An 18,449-nucleotide genomic window follows, 5' to 3' on the forward strand; every position below is an offset into this window, starting at 1 on the left:
GGCGCCCGATCCGCGGCGCTTCCGGCGCCCGTCATGAACAACGAGCGTGGGCGCCGGGCGGCACGAAAGGCCCGCGTCGGCCCTGGTGTCTGGGCTCCCGCGGTCTTTCACAGCCCTGGCGGTGGTATCCGCCACGGCCCGCTGTGGACTGCGCCACGTCGCGCGTCCCCCGGTTTTCGCCGTACCACATCAGGGCCCAAAACGGGCCCCTTTTCCGGACATTGACGAACGAAGTGACGAACGCCCGGCTGCTGTACAACGATCGGCCAGCCTACCCCGCGCGGCGCGGAAGCAGGGTCAGGGGCCGCTCTCCGGACGTCGGCCGGAGACGAGGAAGACGACGGAGCGCTCGCGCTCGGACCAGTCGCCGGTGTCGAGGCCGACGGACTGGAGCAGCACGCACTCCACCCCATATCCGCCTGCCGCCAAGGCCGTTCCGACCGCCTCGGCCTCGTCCCGGGTGGCCGCGTGGGTGACGATGCGCTCGGGCCTGCGGTCGGCGCAGGCGGTGACCACATCGAGACCACCACCACCGATCCGTACGACATCGGGCTCGGGCAGCCGCTCCAGTACGTGCGGCGCGCGCCCTTGGACGACTTGGAGCTGTACGCCGGCGCGGCGGGCGGCCGCGGCCGTGCTGGCGCAGGCTCCCGGCTCGTCGTCCACGGCGATGACGGCCGCGCCGAAACGGGCCGCCTCGGCGGCGAGGGCCCCGCTGCCGCAGCCGATGTCCCAGACGAGATCGCCGGTACGGGCGCCGAGCCTGGCCAGCTGGGCGGCGCGCAGCCAGGTCGACTCGCCCTCGTCCAGCTCGATGCCGTACTCCTCGGTGGGCAGCGCCCAGCCGCGTTCGACCGGCGGGTATCCGGGGTCGCGGCCGGCGATCCAGCCGCTGCCCGGGGAGACCGCGGTGCCGACTCCGCCGATGACGATCACCACGTTCGGGTCGCGCCAGACATGGTCGGCGGCCTTGTCGGAGGTGAGGACGGTGACTTGTTCCCGTTCGGTGCCGAGCTCCTCGCAGATGACGAAGGTGCGGTGGACCCCGTCGAGGAGCAGCGCGAGTTCGGCGGGTCCCGCGCCCGGGGAGGTGAGGACGGCGACCTTGGTGTGCGCCCGGCAGACGTTGACGGCACGGCGGAGCGTACGGCGGTGCGCGACGACGACCTGGGCGTCGTCCCAGGCCATCCCGGCCCGCGCGAAGGCGCCTGCCACGGCGGAGACCGCGGGGACGACTTCGACCTCCAGGCCGTGTTCCGGGGCGCGCAGGGTGCGTACGACACCGAAGAAGCCGGGGTCGCCGTCGGCGAGGACCACGGCGCTGCCGCGGTGTCCGGCGATCCGGCGGGCCGCGAGGTCTATCGAGCCGAGGCGGATGCGCTCGGCGCCGGGCGGCACCTCGGGGAGCGCCAGATGGTGGGCGGCTCCGGCCACCAGAGTGGCGGCGGAGAGCGCGGACTTGGCCGCGGCGGTGAGGGGCGAGCCGTCCCAGCCGATCACCGTGACGCGGTCGGCCATCGTCGTCAGTCTCCGTAAGTCGTCTTGAGCGGGGCGGAAGCGGGCAGAGAGGGCGATCGCTGCCGGTGGTCGTGATCGGATCGTGGCCACCGCACGGAGCACTGCCCGTACGTCGTGAGCGCACGGTGAGAGTACCTGGCCGGGCCGGGAGGCGGCCGGGCGGTGCGGGGTGGTGGCCGGGCGCTGCGCGGTGGTGGCCGTCAGTTCCAGTCGGTGAAGGACGCGTAGCCCGTCGCGTCCGCCATCTGTTCGGCGACGCCTTCGAGATCCTCGGGCAGCAGGCTCCAGACGATCAGGTCGGTGCGGATGTCGGTCCAGCCGCCGTCCTCGGTCTGGGTGCGCGCTATCCAGGCGTTGCGCAGGACGCCCTCGCTGATGCAGCCGATCTTCTGCGCGACCTGCTGGGAGGCGGTGTTGTCGGCGGGGGTGCGCACTTCGATGCGTTCGAACTTCTGGTCACGGAAGAGCCACTGGGCGACCGCGAGCGCCGATTCGGTGGCGTACCCCTCGCCGCGCGCCCAGGGCGCGGTCACATAGGCGGCCTCGGTGGCGAGTGCGTGCCAGTTGGTGTTCCGCAGCCGTAGGACACCGACGAGCCGCTGGGTGAGGAACTCGGTGACGGCGAACGCGATCCCCCGCCCTTCCAGGCGTTCGGCGGGGGCGATTCTGCCGATCCACTCCTCGGCGTCTCTTCGCGTATACGGATGAGGGACGGAGGTCCAGGCCGTGACCAGCTCGTCATTCATCATCTCGATGTGCGCCGGGATGTCCGCCGGCTCGAAGGGGCGCAGCACCAACCGCTCCGTGCTGATGGAAACGTCCGGAAAGGTGGTAGTCATGCACAGCTCCATGCCTCAGTCCGTCGTAAATGCACAGCATGCAGCATCGGGTGGGAGATGCGCATGGCCGGGTCCGTACGGATGCGGAAGCCCCGCACACAACGGGCGTGTACGGGGCTCTCGCCGACAAGAACGTTACTGCGGTGACTACTTGGCCGCACCGAAAGCGGGCACGACCGAGCCCTCGTAGGTGTCCTCGATGTACTTCTTCACCTCGGGCGCGTTCAGCAGCTTCGCGAGCTTCTCCACTCGCGGGTCCTTCTCGTTGCCGCGCTTGACGGCGAGGAAGTTGGCGTACGGGTTGCCGTCGGCCTTCTCCAGGGTTAGGGCGTCCTTCGCGGGCTTGAGGTCTGCCTCGATGGCGTAGTTGCCGTTGATGACGGCGGCGTCGACATCGTTCAGGGCACGGGGCAGTGTGGCGGCCTCCAGCTCCTTGAACTTCAGGCCCTTCGCGTCCTTGATGTCGGCGAGGTTGGCGTCGGTGCCCGCGCCGGCCTTCAGCGTGATCACGCCGTTGTCCGCGAGCAGCTGGAGCGCACGGCCCTCGTTGGTGGTGTCGTTGGGGACGGCGACGCTCTGGCCCGCGGTGAGCTCCTTGAGGTCCTTGACCTTTGTGGAGTAGAGGCCGAGGGGCTCCAGCTCGACATCGACGACGGGCACGATGTCGGTGCCCTTCTTCTTGTTGAAGTCGTCCAGGTAGGGCTTGTGCTGGAAGAAGTTGGCGTCGACCTCGCCGCTCTGGGTGGCGGTGTTCGGCAGGACGTAGTCCGTGAACTCCTTGACCTCCAGCTTGAGACCGTTCTTCTCCGCCAGGTTCTTCTTGACGAAGTTCAGGATGTCGGCGTGCGGCGTCGGGGACGCGGCGACGACGAGCGGCTCGGAGGTGTCGGCGGAGGCTCCGGCGGCGGACGAGGAGCCCGGGTCGGAGGAGGTGCCGCAGGCGCTGAGGCCGAGGGCGAGAGCGGCGGTGGCGGCGGCTGCCGCGCTGAACTTGATGGTGGTACGCACGAAGAGTGCCTCTTTCCGGTGGTGCAGGTGACGTGGCCCGGACAAGGAGTGCGGGCCGGAGGGTGAAATCCGGTCAGGTGGCGGTACGGCCGCGCCGCGCCAGCAGCCGTACGGCCCCGTCCCCGAGCAGTTGGACCACGGTGACGATCGCGATCAGGACGACGACCGTGGCGATCATGAAGCCGTTCTCGAAGCGCTGGAATCCGTAGGTGACGGCCTTGGATCCGAGTCCCTCGCCGCCGACCGCCCCGGCCATGGCCGAGTAGCCGATGAGCACGATGACGGTGGTGGTGACGGCGGACACCAGCGACGGCAGGGCCTGCGGCAGCAGCACCTTGCGGACGATGGTGGGGACCGAGCCGCCCATCGCCTGGACGGCCTCGACCAGTCCGTGGTCGACCTCGCGGATCGCCGTCTCGACGAGCCGCGCGAAGAACGGGATGGCGCCGATCGCCAGCGGCACGATCATCGCGGTGGGACCGATGAAGGTGCCGACGATCAGGGTGGTGAACGGGATCAGCGCGATCAGCAGGATCATGAACGGCAGCGAGCGGCCGATGTTCACGATCACCCCGACGGCCTTGTTGACCACGGCGTTCCGGAGCAGTCCGCCCGTGTCGGTGAGGACCAGCAGGATGCCGAGGGGCAGTCCGCCGGCGAGGGTCACGAGCGCGGACCACAGCACCATATAGAGGGTGTCGATGGTCCCCTGGGACAGCAGTGGCTGCATCTCCGACCAGGTCACTTGGCATCTTCCTTCACCGGTGCGGGGCTCTGCGCGGGGACGGTGGCCGCCGCGTCGGCGAGGGCACCTGCGTCTGTCTCTGTCTCGGCGTCTGCGTCTGCGTCTGCGTCGTCCACGACCTCGGCCTGGAGCCCCTGCTCGCGCAGGAAGCCGATCGGTACGACGTTGTCCTCGTAGGCACCGGGCAGTTCGATCCGCATCCGGCCGATCTGCCGGCCGCCGACGGTGTCCATCGCGGCACCCAGGATCGATATGTCGATGTTGTAGGTCCGGGCGAGCTGTGAGATCACCGGCTGGGTGGCGGCGCCACCGTGGAAGGTGACGTCGAGGACCGTACGGCCGGGGCCCGAGGCCGTGCCGCCCACCGGGAACAGCTCCTGTGCCAGCCGCGATCCGGGGGTGGCGAGCAGTTCGCCGACCGTGCCCGACTCGACGATCCGGCCCGTGCGCATCAGCGCCGCCGAGTCACAGATCGTCTTCACGACCTCCATCTCGTGCGTGATGAGCAGGACCGTCAGACCCAGCTGCCGGTTGAGGTCGCGCAGCAGCTGGAGGATCGCGCGGGTGGTCTCCGGGTCCAGGGCGCTCGTGGCCTCGTCGGAGAGCAGCACCTTGGGGTTGCCCGCCAGCGCGCGGGCGATACCGACCCGCTGCTTCTGACCACCGGAGAGCTGGGCCGGATACGCCCTGGCCTTGTCGGCGAGACCGACCAGATCCAGCAGCTCCAGGGCGCGGCGGGTACGCTCGCGGCCCGCCACGCCGAGGATCTCCAGCGGCAGTTCGACGTTGCCCCTGACCGTGCGGGAGGACAGCAGATTGAAGTGCTGGAAGACCATGCCGATCGAACTGCGCGCCCGGCGCAGTTCCTTGCCCGCCCGCCGCCCACGGCCGGCGAGTGCGGTGAGGTCCTGGCCGTCGACCGTGACCGTGCCGGCGGTGGGGCGTTCGAGGAGATTGACGCAACGGATGAGCGAGGACTTCCCGGCGCCGCTCTGTCCCACGACCCCGAAGACCTCGCCCTCGCGGACATGCAGGTCGACGCCGTCTAGTGCGGTGACTTCGCGGCCGCGCGACTGGGCGGACCGGTAGATCTTCGTCAGGCCCGTAGTAGTGATCACAGGGGTTTCCATCACTGTCGAGTGCGCGGCGAGGGGGCCGCCGGGCACGGGGCATTCGTCATTCCGGCGTGGCGCGCTGACGCGGTGGGTGACCGGGAGGCGGCGCACGCGGGGGCAGGCACGATTCGCCGGCCGGCCTTCGGGCCATGACTCTCATGGCCTTCACGGGGTACGGACGCGGCTCGGCCGTCAGGTTTCGCTTCGGGGCGCGAGGCTCAGGCGGGGGCCCTCAGTGGGCGCACATTCGACACAGACAACGAGCACCGGGCGTGTGGTTCGCCTCGGTCGCGGGGTCGCGGTGGCTCGTTGTGGTCATGCCGTAAGTAAAACAGACGTGAGTACGGACGCCAGGGGGTTGTCCGTATAGCGGACAGTTCTGGCACAGCATACGGACACCTCGTCGAGGTCCACGAGGCTCGGGGGCGGGCGTCACCGGGCGGTACGGGCCCCGCCATGTCGGCCGTGACCTGCGCGGATATCGCGGTGTGGGGAACGACGACAACAGCCGGGGCCCGCTCGGAGCGGTCGGGCCCTGTGGTCAAGACCACGGTCCCCGGGGTGTGGGAGCACCGGCCCGCGGGGCGTGGTGGCACCGGCCTCGCGGGGGCGCGCGCGGCGCGCCTTTCGCCCCGTAATACGCTCGGGCCCATGCTTGTCGCCCTGACGGTCGCGGTCTCCGTGGCCGCGCTCGCCCTCGCCGCCTGGTGCGGCTACGCCGCCTACCGCGACCAGCCCACCAAGGACTGGCACTTCATCGGCATGGCCGTGGTGTCGGTGCTCGCGCTGGCGCAACTGGTCGTCGGGATCGTGCGGCTGGCGCGCGGCGAACAGGCCGACGAGGGCTCGGTGATCTTCGTCTCGTATCTGCTCGGCGCGCTGCTCGCGGTCCCCGCGGCCGGGTTCCTGTCGCTGGGCGAGCGGACCCGCTGGGGCTCGGTCACGGTCGCCGCCGGAGCGGTCGTCCTGGCCGTGCTGGAAGTACGGCTCCATGACATCTGGGAAGGCTGACGACATGACCACCGAAGGCGCCGACAGGGCTCCGGTCAGACTGGTCCGGGGGCCTGGACTGCTGCTGGTCTGGCTGTACGGCGTGATGTCGGTCGGCGCGGTCTCCCGGTCCGTCTACCAGATCGCCACGGAATTCGACCACGCGCCGCTGGCCTACGCGCTCTCCGGCGTCGCCGCCGTGGTCTACGCGTTCATCACCTACACGCTGGTACGCGGCGGGGAGACGGCGCGGAAGGCCGCTCTGATCTGCTGCGCCGCGGAGCTGGTGGGCGTACTGACCGTGGGGACGTGGACGCTGGCCGATCCGTCGGCCTTCCCGGACGCCACCGTCTGGTCGGACTACGGGATGGGCTATCTCCTCATTCCGGTGCTGCTGCCGGTCACCGGCATTCTGTGGCTGCGCAGGACCCGCCGGTAGACGACGGCGCCGCCACCGGTCCCGGGTGACCGGGAAGCCGAACCCCTTCCCGGGTGATCGAGAAGCGGAACCCCCTTCGTACCCCTGAGGCTGTGCCACTGGGGTCGTGCCGCCGGGGATTCCGCCCTCACGTCAGGCGCTGGCGACATACGCTCCGACGGCCGCGGCTTCCTTCGCGGCGGCTTCTTTCTCCAGGGTGACGAGTCTCAGTCGCGGACCCGCCTGCTCCGTCGACACCGGGGCGTAGCCACGGCTGCGGTAGAGCCGCAGATCGCCTTCGCTGCGGTGCCCGGTGAAGAGCCGGAAGCGCTGGGCGGCCGGCTGTGCCGCGAAGTGCGTCTCGATGGCGTCGAGCAGCCGTCCGCCGAGGCCGTGGCGCCGCATCCGGGGATGGACGATGAGCTTGGCTATCCGGGCGGTGCCCGTCGCGTCGACGCTGCCGCGCACCGACGCCACCACTTCGTCGCCGAGCCTGGCCACCAGGCCGTGGCCCTGGGCGAGTTCGGCCCTCAGGTCGTCGAGCGTCTGGGTCAGGGGCTCGATGGTGTAGTCGCCGTACAGCTCGGCCTCGTTCTGGTAACACAGGTACTGCAGCTTCAGGATCTGTTCAGCGTCCTGGGCGCTCGCCGCTGAGATGGTCACGCTCATGCCCATGTGTGCATGCCTCCCGCTCACTTGGTCCGCCGGTGGTCTACCGCACCTTTCCCCCGAGTTCAGGAGTCGCAACCTCGGCGGCCAGCATTCTGCGCAGGCATCCCAGGCATCTGGAACGTAACGGTCCCAAACTGCCCTGTGACATACCCAACTCCCCCGCGATCTCGCGGTAGGTGAGGTCCTCCGGCGCCAGCATCGCGGTCAGGACCAGCGGACAGCGGCCGGGGGTACGGCCGACCGCCGCGCGGAGCGTCTGCCTCCGGTCGGCGCGCAGCACGGCACCCTCGGGGTCGGACTCGGGCCCGGCGGCGGGTTCGTGGCGGTACGGGAGTTCACGGGCGGCGGTGCGCCGGGCGCGGCGGGCCTCCGCCCGTACGACATCCCGTACCCGGCGCGCGGTGTCGCCGGGCCAGGGCTCGGCGACCGGCCGTTCCAGCAGCCGTACCCAGGCGGCCTGTTCGAGATCTCCCGGCTCGGCCCCGGCCCCCGGCGCCTCCGCCGCCGCCTCGGCGCGTACCAGCGGAAGCAGCGCGTGGACGAGAGCCGACGACCGCGCGGACTCCGACGGGCGGGCGGCCACCGGCGGGCGTTGCGCCACCGGCGGGCGGAGCGGCTCGGGCTGGGGCGGCCGGGAAGCGGGGAGGGGCCTGGTGGCCCGGACTGACGTCATGCCCGCCGTGACGTCCGCGCGACGACGGGCGGTTGCTCCCCGGCCGGGCGGTCACCCGACCGGGGCACGCGCGGTCAGCGGCTGACGAAGTCCGCCCGCGCCAGCAGACCGGTGTCCGGGTTGTCGGTGAAGATGCCGTCGATGCCCTGCTCGAAGTAGGCCCGGAAGGCGCCGAAGGCGTCGCCGTACGCGTTCGGGTCCGTACCGCGCCGGAAGTCGGCCGGCAGGAAGGAGTTCTCGTCGCGCAGCGTGTACGGGTGGAGGATCAGGCCCTTCGCGTGCGCGTCCCGGACCAGCGTGGTGGGCGTGCCCAGCTTGCCCGTGGCGTCCTTCGGAATGATCAGGTCGAGCGTCGGGCCGATGCCCTGCGCGTAGGACGCGATCCACTTCAGACCCTCGGGCTTGACCAGATCGGCGACCGTACGCGGGTCGTTCGCGACCTTGAAGTCCCACGGGCGGGTGCCCGCGGCGTCGAGCAGGACGACGCGCGGCGAGGAGACCAGCTTCGCCATCCGCTGCATGCTGCTCGGCTCGAAGGACTGGAGGAAGATGGCGGAGTCCTTGCGGTCACGCCCGTAGCGGCGCAGCAGCTTCGCGAGGGGCTCCTCCAGGCCGAGGCCGAGACCGCGGAAGTAGGTGGGGTGCTTGGTCTCGGTGTACAGCCAGATCTTGCGGCCGAGGCGGCGGCCCTGCTCGTCCGCCCAGCGCAGCACCTCTTCGAAGGTGGGGATCTCCCAGCGGCCGTCGTAGAGGGTGTTGCGCTGCCGGACGCCGGGGATGCGCTCCTTGGCGCGCAGCGTCTTCAGCTCGGCGAGCGTGAAGTCCTCGGTGAACCAGCCGGTGAGGCTGACGCCGTCGACGCTCTTGGTGGTCTTGCGGCCCGCGAACTCCGGGTGGTCCGCGACATCGGTCGTGGCGGTGATGTCGTTCTCGTGACGGCATACCAAGTGGCCGTCCTTGGTGGGCACCAGGTCCTGCTCGATCACATGCGCGCCGAGGTCGAGGGCGAGCTGGTACGAACCGAGGGTGTGCTCGGGACGGTAGCCGCTGGCTCCGCGGTGGCCGATGATCGTGGGTACGGGCAGGGCCGGCTTCGCCGGACCGTGGCCGCCTCGTCCCCCTTCAGCGGCCCGCTCGGCAGCCTGCGCCGAGGCGGGCAGCGCCACGGCGGCCGAACCGAGCACCGCCGCTCCCAGTACGGTCCGCCGTCCGGGCGTATTCCGCGCACCCTGTGTCATGAACGCTCCTCGATGTGATGTCCCGCACCTGTCAACGACTGCCAAACGAGGGCCGAGCGTAGGCGGCCACGCCTTCCGGGCGGGAGACCCTGGGCGAACGTGACTGAAACTCACGTCAACAGCGCGTATCCGGCCGATGAACCCGATGTGCGCTCGTGTGGAGTTGCGAGTACCGTCCTCACCTGCAGGGATTTAGAGGCCGCGGACATGGGTGGGGTGGCGGAAGGAGCGGGGCGAGGGGCACTCCTGGCACGGCGGAGGAGGAAGGCGACGCGGAGCGTCGTGGACCGACGACAACGCCGCCGGGCGCCGCCCATCGGCACGCGACGCCGCCCCACTTACGCGCGCGGCCTCCAAGTCGGCCGTCCAGCAACTTCGCACGACACCGGAGGACCCGTTGTCCCGCTTCGCGCTCATCAAGGCAGCGCTCGGACCGATCATGCGCCTGATGTTCCGCACCCGTGTGGAAGGCGCCGAGAACATTCCGGGGAGCGGGCCGGTGATCCTCGCCGGCAACCATCTCACCTTCATCGACTCGATGATCCTGCCGCTGGTCTGTGACCGTCAGGTCTTCTTCATCGGCAAGGACGAGTACGTCACGGGCAAGGGCCTCAAGGGCCGGCTGATGGCCTGGTTCTTCACCGGCGTGGGCATGATCCCGGTGGACCGCGACGGGGGCCGGGGCGGGGTCGCGGCGCTGATGACGGGCCGTCGGATCCTGGAGGAGGGCAATATCTTCGGTATCTATCCGGAGGGCACCCGCTCCCCCGACGGCCGGTTGTACCGGGGCCGTACGGGCATCGCGCGGCTGACGCTGATGACGGGCGCCCCGGTGGTGCCCTTCGCGATGATCGGTACGGACAAGCTCCAGCCGAACGGCTCGGGCATGCCCCGGACGGGCAAGGTGACCGTGCGCTTCGGCAAGCCGATGGAGTTCTCGCGGTACGAGGGCATGGACCGCGACCGCTATGTGCTGCGGGCGGTGACGGACTCGGTGATGACCGAGGTCATGGAGTTGTCGGGGCAGGAGTACGTGGACATGTACGCCACGAAGGCGAAGGCGGCGTAACCGCGTGACCCGTCGGGCGATGCCGGAGTAATCCGTCAGGCGCGGCCGGAGAGCTCTCCCGCCGCGCCCGGCACCCCGTCGGTTCACCCCGTCAGTGCTCCACACCGTCCTCCAGCTTCTGGCCGCGCAGCAGGAACCAGGCCACCACCGACGTGGCCAGCAGCACCGCCGCACCCACCCCCGCCGCGAAGCGCAGACCGTCCACGAACGCCTCCTGCGCCGCCGCCACCAGCGCCGCGCCGGAGTGCCCGGGGATTGCGGCGGCCGCCTCGACGGCGCCACCCAGGGACTCGTGCGCGGCCGCCGCGGCGTCGGCCGGGACACCGGGCGGGGTGGGGAAGCCCCGGTAGACGCCGGTGACGATCGAGCCGAGCAGCGCGATGCCGAGCGCCGCGCCCAGTTCGTACGCCGTCTCCGACACGGCGGAGGCCGAACCGGCGTGTTCCCTGGGGACGCTGGAGAGAATCACGTCGGCGGTGACGGTGAAGGAGAAGCCCGCGCCGACGCCGACGATGAGCAGGACGCCGCCGAGGAGCGGATAGCCGGTGGACTGGCTGATCGTGACCAGCACCGCGAGGGACAGCCCGATCGCCGCGAGACCGCCGGCCACCACGGACCGTACGGAGTAACGGCGAGCGACGTTCCCCGCGAGCAGCCCCGCCGCCACCGCGCCGACGGCGGCGGGCAGTTCGGCCAGCCCCGCTTCCAGCGGCCGGCGGCCCTGCACCAGCTGTAGGTACTGCGACAGGAAGAAGACCAGCCCGGAGAGGCCGAGGATGGTCAGCAGGTCGGCCAGTACCGCGCCGGAGAAGCCCCGGTGGTGGAAGAGCCGTATGTCGAGCAGCGGGGCGGGCAGCGTGAGCTGGCGCCGTACGAACCAGTAGAGCGTGCCCACGCCCAGCAGGCCCACGACGACGTTCCAGCCGGGGCCGTGCGCCGCCCCCTCCTTGATCGCGTATACGACGCCGACGATGCCGACCAGGGAGAGCAGCACGCTGGTCAGGTCCCAGGGACCCGGCGCGGGGTTCTTCGACTCGGGCAGCGTCCTGACGCCGACGATCACCAGGACGGCCATCACGGGCAGATTGATCAAGAAGACCGAGCCCCACCAGAAGTGCTCCAGCAGGAAGCCGCCGACGACCGGACCGACCGCCGCGCCCGCCGAGGCCATCGCGCCCCAGATGCCGATGGCGACGCTGCGCTCCTTGGGGTCGTGGAAGATATTGCGGATCAGGGCGAGGGTGGCGGGCATCAGCGTCGCACCCGCGACACCCAGCAGCGCTCTGGCCACGATCATCATTTCCGGGGTGGTCGCGTAGGCGTTGAGTACGGAGACCCCGCCGAAGGCGACCGCGCCCGTCAGCAGCAGCCTCTTGCGGCCGATACGGTCGCCGAGGCTGCCCATGGAGACCAGCAGACCGGCGATGACGAAGGAGTAGATGTCGCCGATCCAGAGGAGCTGGGTGCCGGTCGGCTTGAGGTCCTCGCTGAGGAACGGTGTGGCGAGGCCCAGTACGGTGGCGTCGACGGCCACCAGGAGCACGGCCAGGACGAGCACGGCGAGCGAGATCCAGCGCCCGGGACGGGGCGTCTGTTCGCTCTCCGTCACGGTCAGATGGCTGGTGGTCATGGCCTCACACTCCGTCGCGCTCCGCCGAGCAGCAACTCGGCGATCATGTACGGGAAATCCTTGGGTGCGGCGCGGCCGTCCTGGACGGTCCAGGCGCCGGCGCTGATCAGTCCGTAGAGGGCGTCCGTGAGCCAGGCGTGGCTGAGGTCGATCCGGAACGTGCCCTCCTCCTGCCCGCGCCGGAACAGCGCGGACATCCGGGCGTCGGCGCGGTTCCAGCCGTCGTAGACCTCGCCCTCGAAGAGCTGGTTCTCGGTGAGGAGAAAGGCGAGCAGCCCGGCGGAGGGCTCGACGCACGCGATGAGCCGGCGCAGCGCCTCGTCCGCCGGGCCCTCGTCGAGCCGGGCGTCGTCGAGGGCCGTCTCCAGCTCCCTGAGACCCAGTTCCTCCAGCGCCTTGATCAGCGCGTCCCGCCCGGCGAAGTGCCGGTGCAGGGTCGCCCGGCCCATCCCCGCGGACCGGGCGACCTCGTCCATGGTGGCGCTCGCCCTGCGGGTGAGTAGGGCGGCGGCGGAGCGCAGCACTTGTTCACGATCGACCGTCATGAGACGACCATAACCCACGTGAGACATCAACGTCTCATTCGATACAACGCCGAACCACTAGCCGGAACACTGTCCAGAGGAGAAGAACCCGCGTATGAAGTCGCGTATGAAGTCGCGTATGGACTCGCGCACGAAGCCACTGCTGCTGATCGATGTCGACGGTCCGCTGAACCCGTATCTCGCCCTCGCGGCCGAGCGGGCGCCGGAGGGCTACGTCCGGCACTGGACGCGGCCCTCGGGCTGGCCCGGGGATCAGCCGCTCCCCGTGCTGCTCAACCCCGAGCACGGGGTGGAACTGCTGGCCCTCGCCGACCGGTACGAGCTGGTCTGGGCCACCACGTGGGAGGATGACGCCAACGCGTGGATCGGGCCGGTCCTCGGGCTGCCCGAGCTGCCGTACGTCGAGTGGTCCGGCCCGGAGCGCCGCGCCCCTCGCGGGACCTTCTGGAAGACCCCGTACGTACTGGAGTACGCGGCCGGACGGCCCTTCGCCTGGGTCGACGACGAGATCACTTCGTACGACCGCGAATGGGCGGACCAACACCACCTCGCCGCCGCCCTGTTGATGCGCATCGATCCCGGGATCGGGCTGACCCGTCCGGACTTCGACGCGCTCGCGGAGTGGGCGGCGGCGCTGTAGTGGCTGGAGGCCGGAGGCTCCGGCAGAGCCGGTTACTCCTTGGCGGTGGTCACTTCTCGGCGGTGGTCACTTCTTGGCGTCGGCCCAGGCGTGCTGTATCACCAGATCGGCCTTGACCTCGGAGAGCTGGACGGCGACGGCCGACGGGGCCGTACCGCCCCGGCCGTTGCGGGAGGCCAGCGCGCCCGGCACATTGAGCACCGTCCGCACATCGGGGGTGAGGTGCTCGGAGATCTTCGCGAACTGCTCGTCGGTCAGCTCGGCCAGCTCGATACCGAGCGTCTCGCACTCCGTGACGCACTCCCCCGCGACCTCGTGCGCCACCCGGAACGGCACGCCCTGCCTGACCAGCCATTCGGCGATGTCCGTGGCGAGCGAGAAGCCGGCCGGTGCCAGCTCCGCCATCCGCTCCCGGTTGACGGTGAGCGTCGCCAGCATGCCGGTGAAGGCGGGCAGCAGGACCTCCAGCTGGTCGCAGGAGTCGAAGACCGGCTCCTTGTCCTCCTGGAGATCGCGGTTGTACGCGAGCGGCAGTGCCTTCAGCGTGGCCAGCAGCCCGGTCAGATTACCGATCAGCCGGCCGGACTTGCCGCGCGCCAGCTCGGCGATGTCCGGGTTCTTCTTCTGCGGCATGATCGAGGAGCCGGTGGAGAAGGCGTCGTGGAGGGTGACGAAGGAGAACTCCTTCGTGTTCCAGAGAATGATCTCCTCGGCGATCCGCGACAGATTGACGCCGATCATCGCGGTGACGAAGGCGAACTCCGCGACGAAGTCACGGGAGGCCGTGCCGTCGATGGAGTTCCCGACCGAGCCGCGCTCGAAGCCGAGGTCGGCGGCGACCGCCTCGGGGTCGAGCCCGAGCGAGGATCCCGCCAGCGCGCCGGAGCCGTACGGGGAGACCGCCGTGCGCTTGTCCCACTGCCGCAGCCGCTCCGCGTCCCGGGACAGCGACTGCACATGCGCCAGCACATGGTGGGCGAAGAGGACGGGCTGCGCGTGCTGGAGGTGCGTACGGCCGGGCATCGCGGCGTCCGGGTGGGCCTCGGCGAGACCGACCAGCGCGTCCTGGAGGTCCGCGATCAGTCCGCCGATGATCCGGGCGTGGTCGCGGAGGTACATCCGGAAGAGCGTGGCGATCTGGTCGTTACGGGACCGCCCGGCGCGCAGCTTCCCGCCCAGGTCGGCGCCGAGCCGCTCCAGCAGCCCGCGCTCCAGCGCGGTGTGGACGTCCTCGTCGGCGACGGTGCCGGTGAACGAGCCGTCGGTCACATCGGCCTCCAGCTGGTCGAGACCGGCCAGCATGCGGGTCAGCTCGTCGACGGTGAGCAGCCCGGCCTTGTGCAGCACGCGGGCGTGGGCGCGGGAGCCGGCGATGTCGTACGGCGCCAGCCGCCAGTCGAAGTGGACGGACGCGGACAGGGCTGCCAGCGCGTCCGACGGTCCGTCGGCGAACCGGCCGCCCCAGAGCCGGACATCACCGTTGCTGCTGCTCACTGCTGCTCCTCAGAAGGGATCGGGAAGTGCGACCGCCTCCCCGCCGCGGAGGAACGGGGAGGCGGACTGTCAAACGCTTCGGGTCAGGCGAGGTCACGCCGTGCGGCGATCTTCGACGAGAGGCCGAAGATCTCGATGAAGCCCTGCGCCTTGGACTGGTCGAAGGTGTCGCCCGAGTCGTACGTGGCGAGGTTGAAGTCGTACAGCGACTCGTCCGACTTCCGGCCGGTGACGACGGCCCGGCCGCCGTGCAGGGTCATCCGGATGTCGCCGGTGACATGCTGGTTGGCCTCGTTGATGAAGCCGTCCAGGGCGCGCTTGAGCGGGGAGAACCACAGGCCGTCGTAGACGATCTCGCCCCAGCGCTGCTCGACCTGCCGCTTGTAGCGGGCCAGCTCGCGCTCGACGGTGACGTTCTCCAGCTCCTGGTGGGCGGTGATCAGCGCGATGGCGCCGGGAGCCTCGTAGATCTCGCGGGACTTGATGCCGACGAGCCGGTCCTCGACCATGTCGATCCGGCCGATGCCCTGGGCGCCGGCTCGCTCGTTGAGCTGCTGGATCGCCTGGAGGACGGTGACGGGCTTGCCGTCGATGGCGACGGGCACGCCCTCCTTGAAGGAGATGATGACCTCGTCGGCCTCGCGGGGCGTGGCCGGGTTCGAGGTGTACTCGTACACGTCCTCGATCGGACCATTCCAGATGTCCTCCAGGAAGCCCGTCTCGACGGCCCGTCCGAAGACGTTCTGGTCGATGGAGTACGGGGACTTCTTGGTGGTCGCGATCGGGAGGTTCTTCTCCTCGCAGAAGGCGATCGCCTTGTCGCGGGTCATCGCGTAGTCGCGGACCGGCGCGATGCACTTCAGATCCGGGCCGAGCGCGGTGATACCGGCCTCGAACCGCACCTGGTCGTTGCCCTTGCCCGTGCAGCCGTGGGCGACGGTCCCGGCGTTGTGCTTCTTCGCGGCGGCGACGAGGTGCTTGACGATCGTCGGCCGGGAGAGCGCGGAGACCAGCGGGTAGCGGTCCATGTAGAGGGCGTTGGCCTTGATCGCCGGGAGGCAGTACTCCTCGGCGAACTCGTCCTTCGCGTCCGCGACCTCGGCTTCGACGGCACCGCAGGCGAGCGCGCGCTTGCGGATGACGTCCAGGTCCTCGCCGCCCTGGCCGACGTCCACGGCAACGGCGATGACCTCGGCGCCCGTCTCCTCGGCGATCCAGCCGATGGCGACGGAGGTGTCCAGGCCGCCCGAGTAGGCGAGTACGACGCGCTCGGTCACGGGTTTCTCCTTACGGTGCAATCACTGACAGGTATAACTATGCGATGCACCGTATTGTTTTGTCAACGTGCTTCCCCGCGGACCGCCGCGGCGAGCAGCAGGGCATGGCTGTACCGCGTGTCCTTGGTGGCCGTGAGCAGGGTGAGCGTGTCCTCGGCGGCCAGTTCACGGAGCCGGACGAGGGCCCGCTCAGGCCCGGCCCCGGTGAGCTCGGCGGCATACCGGCCGGCGAATTCCTCGAACCGCGCCGGATCGTGTCCGTACCACTTCCGCAGCTCCGCGGAGGGCGCGGCGTCCTTCAGCCACTCGTCCAGTACGGCCTCGCTCTTGGCCAGTCCGCGCGGCCAGAGCCGGTCCACCAGTACCCGGGTCCCGTCACCGGGCTCCGGCGCCTCGTACACCCGGCGCACGCGTACCTCGTGTCCCTCGGTGCCGCGCTTCGTCCTCTGCCCCTTCGTCATCGTTCCATCGTGCGGCCGTCCGGGCCGTCCCACCCGTTGGGAACGGTCTTCCTTCCGGGCCCTCGGCGTCGATAATCCAGAACATGGCCAAGCGCTACGAACGGATCGACGGCAGGATCAGGACCTTCATCGAGGAACAGCCCGTCTTCTTCACCGCTACCGCGCCGCTCACGGACGACGGACATGTCAATCTCTCGCCAAAGGGGCGGGCCGGGACCCTCGTCGTGATCGACGACCTGACCCTCGCCTATCTGGACTTCGGCGGCAGCGGCGCCGAGACCATCGCGCATCTGCGGGAGAACGGCCGCATCACTCTGATGTGGTGCGCGTTCACCGGAACGCCCAAGGTACTGCGGGTGCACGGACGCGGGGAGCCGGTCTTCCGGGACGACCCGCGCTGGGGCGCGTACATCCACCTCTTCGCGGACGCCGACGGGCCCGGCGCCCGCGCGATCGTCGTGATCCACGCCGAGCGCGTCAGTGACGCCTGCGGTTTCGCCGTCCCCTTCATGGACTACCGCGAGGAGCGCACCCAGCACGCCGAGCACCTCGGCCGGAAGTCGGACGAGGAGTTCGCCGCGTACTGCGAGCAGAAGGACCATGTCGGGGTGAGCCTGGACGGGCTGCCGGCGCTGCCGCTGCCGCTCCCGGCGCGCGCGGACTGACCGAACGTACGGCGATACGCCGTTCGGAGCAGCGGAGAGGGCCACCGCCGGCCCGGCGGCGTACGGTCCGGGCATGCGCATCGCTCTCGTACTCGGTTCCGTCCTGCTCACCGTCATCTCGCTCACGGCCGCGTCCCCCGGCGCCCCGTCCGCGGGTGTGCCGCTTCCGGAGCGCATGGCGGACACCGGCGGCGGCAGCCAGCTGATCACCGCCGAGGCCCCGGAGCGCGGTGCGACCACCGGCCGGGTGACGTGGTGGGACCGGCGCGGCACGCGGTGGGTGGCGGCCGGCTCCGCCAAGGCCCGCTTCGGGGCGGGCGGACTGACCGAGGGCCGGTCGCGTAAGCAGAACACCTCGACCACCCCGACCGGGCTGTACGACCTGCCGTTCGCGTTCGGCCTCGCGCCCGCGCCGAACGGGACGAGCGTCGGCTACCGTCCGGTGACGGAGAGGTCCTGGTGGTGCCAGGACAATGAGTCGCGGGCGTACAACCGCTGGGTGGAGGGGCTGCCGTCGGACTGCCGGGCCACGGAATCCGAGCATCTGGCCGACTACCCGTCCCAGTACGACCTCGCTCTGGTGATCGGCTTCAACTACGACCGGCCGGTGCGTGGCCGGGGCGCCGGGATCTTTCTGCATGTCAACGGCGAGGGCGCGACCGCCGGCTGTGTCTCCGTACCGGCCGACGCGATGAGCGCCGTTCTGGCCTGGGCCGATCCGGGCCACCGTCCGCATATCGCGATCGGCACGTCCTCGGGGCCGACGGCGATCACCTCCGTGAGGGCCGCCGAGAGCGCCTCCTGACCGGCCCCCGGCTGTTCTCCGGGCCCTCCGCCGGACTCTCCCCACCTCACATCCGTAGCGCCGGGAGCTACGACCGGGCGCCGGAGTCCCCCGCGCTCAGCGGTCGTTCTGGGCCAGCTTCAGCAGATGGTCCGCGAGCGCCTGGCCGCCCGCCGGGTCGCGGCTGATCAGCATCAGGGTGTCGTCCCCCGCGATGGTGCCCAGGATGTCGCTCAACTCGGCCTGGTCGATGGCCGAGGCGAGGAACTGGGCCGCGCCCGGCGGCGTACGCAGGACGACGAGATTGGCCGACGCCTCGGCGGAGATGAGCAGTTCACCGGCGAGCCGGCGCATCCGCTCCTCCTTCGCCGACTCCCCGAGCGGGGCGTGCGGGGTACGGAAGCCGCCCTCGCTCGGGACCGCGTAGATCAACTCGCCGCCGGTGTTGCGGATCTTGACCGCGCCCAGTTCGTCCAGGTCCCGGGAGAGCGTCGCCTGTGTGACGCTCAGCCCGTCGTCCGCGAGCACCTTCGCCAGCTGGCTCTGGGAGCGCACCGGCTGCCGGTTGAGGATGTCGACGATCCTGCGGTGGCGGGCGGTTCTGGTCTGCGGCACGGACTGCCCGCCGTGCTCGGTGTCCTGGGCCTCGGTCATCGTCGTCTCGTTTC

General features: G+C 70.4%; 20 protein-coding genes. 6 read left to right on the forward strand and 14 right to left on the reverse strand.

The features are described 5' to 3' along the window. Nucleotides 1-297 precede the first annotated feature (297 nt). The 5 genes from cbiE to ACIRQP_RS15665 form a co-directional block, all read right to left on the reverse strand. Complete coding sequence (cbiE, locus tag ACIRQP_RS15645) at nt 298-1,518, reverse strand: precorrin-6y C5,15-methyltransferase (decarboxylating) subunit CbiE (protein WP_403889282.1); 1,221 nt, start codon at nt 1,516-1,518, stop codon at nt 298-300. Nucleotides 1,519-1,718: 200 nt separating this feature from the next. Next, nucleotides 1,719-2,357, reverse strand: coding sequence for a GNAT family N-acetyltransferase (locus ACIRQP_RS15650; protein ID WP_403889285.1), 639 nt, complete (start codon nt 2,355-2,357; stop codon nt 1,719-1,721). A gap of 147 nt (nt 2,358-2,504) precedes the next feature. Beyond that, a complete protein-coding gene (locus ACIRQP_RS15655; RefSeq protein WP_403889288.1) occupies nt 2,505-3,365 on the reverse strand; it encodes a MetQ/NlpA family ABC transporter substrate-binding protein in 861 nt (286 codons plus the stop codon). 73 nt (nt 3,366-3,438) lie between these two features. After that, nucleotides 3,439-4,110 carry a methionine ABC transporter permease gene (locus ACIRQP_RS15660; RefSeq protein ID WP_403889292.1) on the reverse strand — a complete coding sequence of 224 codons (672 nt, stop codon included), beginning with the start codon at nt 4,108-4,110 and terminating at the stop codon, nt 3,439-3,441. After that, nucleotides 4,107-5,228 carry a methionine ABC transporter ATP-binding protein gene (locus tag ACIRQP_RS15665; RefSeq protein WP_403889295.1) on the reverse strand — a complete coding sequence of 374 codons (1,122 nt, stop codon included), beginning with the start codon at nt 5,226-5,228 and terminating at the stop codon, nt 4,107-4,109. Before ACIRQP_RS15665 ends, ACIRQP_RS15660 begins: the two co-directional genes overlap by 4 nt. Before the next feature lie 648 nt (nt 5,229-5,876). On the opposite strand from ACIRQP_RS15665, the gene ACIRQP_RS15670 reads away from it, so the two are divergent. Both ACIRQP_RS15670 and ACIRQP_RS15675 read left to right on the forward strand, forming a co-directional pair. Further along, on the forward strand, nt 5,877-6,236 hold the full coding sequence (locus tag ACIRQP_RS15670) for a hypothetical protein (protein ID WP_403889297.1): 360 nt from the start codon (nt 5,877-5,879) through the stop codon (nt 6,234-6,236). Between the two features lie 4 nt (nt 6,237-6,240). Continuing rightward, complete coding sequence (locus ACIRQP_RS15675) at nt 6,241-6,654, forward strand: hypothetical protein (RefSeq protein WP_403889299.1); 414 nt, start codon at nt 6,241-6,243, stop codon at nt 6,652-6,654. 132 nt (nt 6,655-6,786) lie between these two features. On the opposite strand, the gene ACIRQP_RS15680 is transcribed toward ACIRQP_RS15675, so the two are convergent. The 3 genes from ACIRQP_RS15680 to ACIRQP_RS15690 form a co-directional block, all read right to left on the reverse strand. Then, nucleotides 6,787-7,308: a GNAT family N-acetyltransferase gene (locus ACIRQP_RS15680; RefSeq protein ID WP_403889302.1), complete on the reverse strand. Its 522-nt coding sequence runs from the start codon at nt 7,306-7,308 to the stop codon at nt 6,787-6,789. 37 nt (nt 7,309-7,345) lie between these two features. After that, on the reverse strand, nt 7,346-7,978 hold the full coding sequence (locus ACIRQP_RS15685; RefSeq protein WP_403889305.1) for an RNA polymerase sigma factor: 633 nt from the start codon (nt 7,976-7,978) through the stop codon (nt 7,346-7,348). A 74-nt stretch (nt 7,979-8,052) separates the two neighbouring features. Beyond that, nucleotides 8,053-9,216 carry a glycerophosphodiester phosphodiesterase gene (locus ACIRQP_RS15690; RefSeq protein ID WP_403889308.1) on the reverse strand — a complete coding sequence of 388 codons (1,164 nt, stop codon included), beginning with the start codon at nt 9,214-9,216 and terminating at the stop codon, nt 8,053-8,055. 439 nt (nt 9,217-9,655) lie between these two features. On the opposite strand from ACIRQP_RS15690, the gene ACIRQP_RS15695 reads away from it, so the two are divergent. Next, nucleotides 9,656-10,285, forward strand: a complete 630-nt coding sequence (locus tag ACIRQP_RS15695) for a lysophospholipid acyltransferase family protein (RefSeq protein WP_365908918.1) — start codon at nt 9,656-9,658, stop codon at nt 10,283-10,285. A 91-nt stretch (nt 10,286-10,376) separates the two neighbouring features. Here ACIRQP_RS15695 and ACIRQP_RS15700 read toward each other — a convergent pair whose 3' ends face one another. Together ACIRQP_RS15700 and ACIRQP_RS15705 are read right to left on the reverse strand one after the other, a co-directional pair. Next, nucleotides 10,377-11,915 carry an MFS transporter gene (locus ACIRQP_RS15700; RefSeq protein WP_403889310.1) on the reverse strand — a complete coding sequence of 513 codons (1,539 nt, stop codon included), beginning with the start codon at nt 11,913-11,915 and terminating at the stop codon, nt 10,377-10,379. Next, a complete protein-coding gene (locus tag ACIRQP_RS15705) occupies nt 11,912-12,460 on the reverse strand; it encodes a TetR/AcrR family transcriptional regulator (RefSeq protein WP_403889312.1) in 549 nt (182 codons plus the stop codon). Before ACIRQP_RS15705 ends, ACIRQP_RS15700 begins: the two co-directional genes overlap by 4 nt. 118 nt (nt 12,461-12,578) lie before the next feature. On the opposite strand from ACIRQP_RS15705, the gene ACIRQP_RS15710 reads away from it, so the two are divergent. Continuing rightward, nucleotides 12,579-13,100, forward strand: a complete 522-nt coding sequence (locus tag ACIRQP_RS15710; protein ID WP_403889315.1) for a hypothetical protein — start codon at nt 12,579-12,581, stop codon at nt 13,098-13,100. A gap of 66 nt (nt 13,101-13,166) precedes the next feature. Here ACIRQP_RS15710 and argH read toward each other — a convergent pair whose 3' ends face one another. From argH to ACIRQP_RS15725, 3 genes are all read right to left on the reverse strand, one after another. Then, entirely contained in the window at nt 13,167-14,594 is a 1,428-nt protein-coding gene (gene argH / locus ACIRQP_RS15715; RefSeq protein ID WP_403889318.1) for an argininosuccinate lyase, read from the reverse strand. 83 nt (nt 14,595-14,677) lie between these two features. Further along, the gene (locus ACIRQP_RS15720; protein WP_249951089.1) at nt 14,678-15,871 is read right to left on the reverse strand and encodes an argininosuccinate synthase; all 1,194 of its coding nucleotides are present in this window, start codon (nt 15,869-15,871) and stop codon (nt 14,678-14,680) included. A 62-nt stretch (nt 15,872-15,933) separates the two neighbouring features. Beyond that, entirely contained in the window at nt 15,934-16,332 is a 399-nt protein-coding gene (locus ACIRQP_RS15725) for a DUF488 domain-containing protein (RefSeq protein ID WP_403889322.1), read from the reverse strand. 83 nt (nt 16,333-16,415) lie between these two features. Between ACIRQP_RS15725 and ACIRQP_RS15730 the strand changes: the two genes are divergently transcribed. Further along, a complete protein-coding gene (locus tag ACIRQP_RS15730) occupies nt 16,416-16,997 on the forward strand; it encodes a pyridoxamine 5'-phosphate oxidase family protein (RefSeq protein ID WP_403889325.1) in 582 nt (193 codons plus the stop codon). 73 nt (nt 16,998-17,070) lie between these two features. Continuing rightward, the gene (locus ACIRQP_RS15735) at nt 17,071-17,802 is read left to right on the forward strand and encodes a L,D-transpeptidase (RefSeq protein ID WP_403889328.1); all 732 of its coding nucleotides are present in this window, start codon (nt 17,071-17,073) and stop codon (nt 17,800-17,802) included. A 96-nt stretch (nt 17,803-17,898) separates the two neighbouring features. Here ACIRQP_RS15735 and ACIRQP_RS15740 read toward each other — a convergent pair whose 3' ends face one another. Next, nucleotides 17,899-18,435, reverse strand: a complete 537-nt coding sequence (locus ACIRQP_RS15740; protein ID WP_030355301.1) for an arginine repressor — start codon at nt 18,433-18,435, stop codon at nt 17,899-17,901. Between the last annotated feature and the right edge of the window lie 14 nt (nt 18,436-18,449).

It is taken from the genome of Streptomyces sp. NPDC102274, from assembly GCF_044766385.1.
Classification (GTDB): domain Bacteria; phylum Actinomycetota; class Actinomycetes; order Streptomycetales; family Streptomycetaceae; genus Streptomyces.

What these genes read in the sequence shown, in the direction of transcription:
- cbiE (WP_403889282.1), bottom strand. Translation starts at nt 1,518, where the DNA reads ATGGCCGACCGCGTCACGGTGATCGGCTGGGACGGCTCGCCCCTCACC.
- ACIRQP_RS15650 (WP_403889285.1), bottom strand. Translation starts at nt 2,357, where the DNA reads ATGACTACCACCTTTCCGGACGTTTCCATCAGCACGGAGCGGTTGGTG.
- ACIRQP_RS15670 (WP_403889297.1), top strand. Translation starts at nt 5,877, where the DNA reads ATGCTTGTCGCCCTGACGGTCGCGGTCTCCGTGGCCGCGCTCGCCCTC.
- ACIRQP_RS15675 (WP_403889299.1), top strand. Translation starts at nt 6,241, where the DNA reads ATGACCACCGAAGGCGCCGACAGGGCTCCGGTCAGACTGGTCCGGGGG.
- ACIRQP_RS15680 (WP_403889302.1), bottom strand. Translation starts at nt 7,308, where the DNA reads ATGGGCATGAGCGTGACCATCTCAGCGGCGAGCGCCCAGGACGCTGAA.
- ACIRQP_RS15685 (WP_403889305.1), bottom strand. Translation starts at nt 7,978, where the DNA reads ATGACGTCAGTCCGGGCCACCAGGCCCCTCCCCGCTTCCCGGCCGCCC.
- ACIRQP_RS15690 (WP_403889308.1), bottom strand. Translation starts at nt 9,216, where the DNA reads ATGACACAGGGTGCGCGGAATACGCCCGGACGGCGGACCGTACTGGGA.
- ACIRQP_RS15695 (WP_365908918.1), top strand. Translation starts at nt 9,656, where the DNA reads ATGCGCCTGATGTTCCGCACCCGTGTGGAAGGCGCCGAGAACATTCCG.
- ACIRQP_RS15700 (WP_403889310.1), bottom strand. Translation starts at nt 11,915, where the DNA reads ATGACCACCAGCCATCTGACCGTGACGGAGAGCGAACAGACGCCCCGT.
- ACIRQP_RS15705 (WP_403889312.1), bottom strand. Translation starts at nt 12,460, where the DNA reads ATGACGGTCGATCGTGAACAAGTGCTGCGCTCCGCCGCCGCCCTACTC.
- ACIRQP_RS15710 (WP_403889315.1), top strand. Translation starts at nt 12,579, where the DNA reads ATGGACTCGCGCACGAAGCCACTGCTGCTGATCGATGTCGACGGTCCG.
- ACIRQP_RS15725 (WP_403889322.1), bottom strand. Translation starts at nt 16,332, where the DNA reads ATGACGAAGGGGCAGAGGACGAAGCGCGGCACCGAGGGACACGAGGTA.
- ACIRQP_RS15730 (WP_403889325.1), top strand. Translation starts at nt 16,416, where the DNA reads ATGGCCAAGCGCTACGAACGGATCGACGGCAGGATCAGGACCTTCATC.
- ACIRQP_RS15735 (WP_403889328.1), top strand. Translation starts at nt 17,071, where the DNA reads ATGCGCATCGCTCTCGTACTCGGTTCCGTCCTGCTCACCGTCATCTCG.
- ACIRQP_RS15740 (WP_030355301.1), bottom strand. Translation starts at nt 18,435, where the DNA reads ATGACCGAGGCCCAGGACACCGAGCACGGCGGGCAGTCCGTGCCGCAG.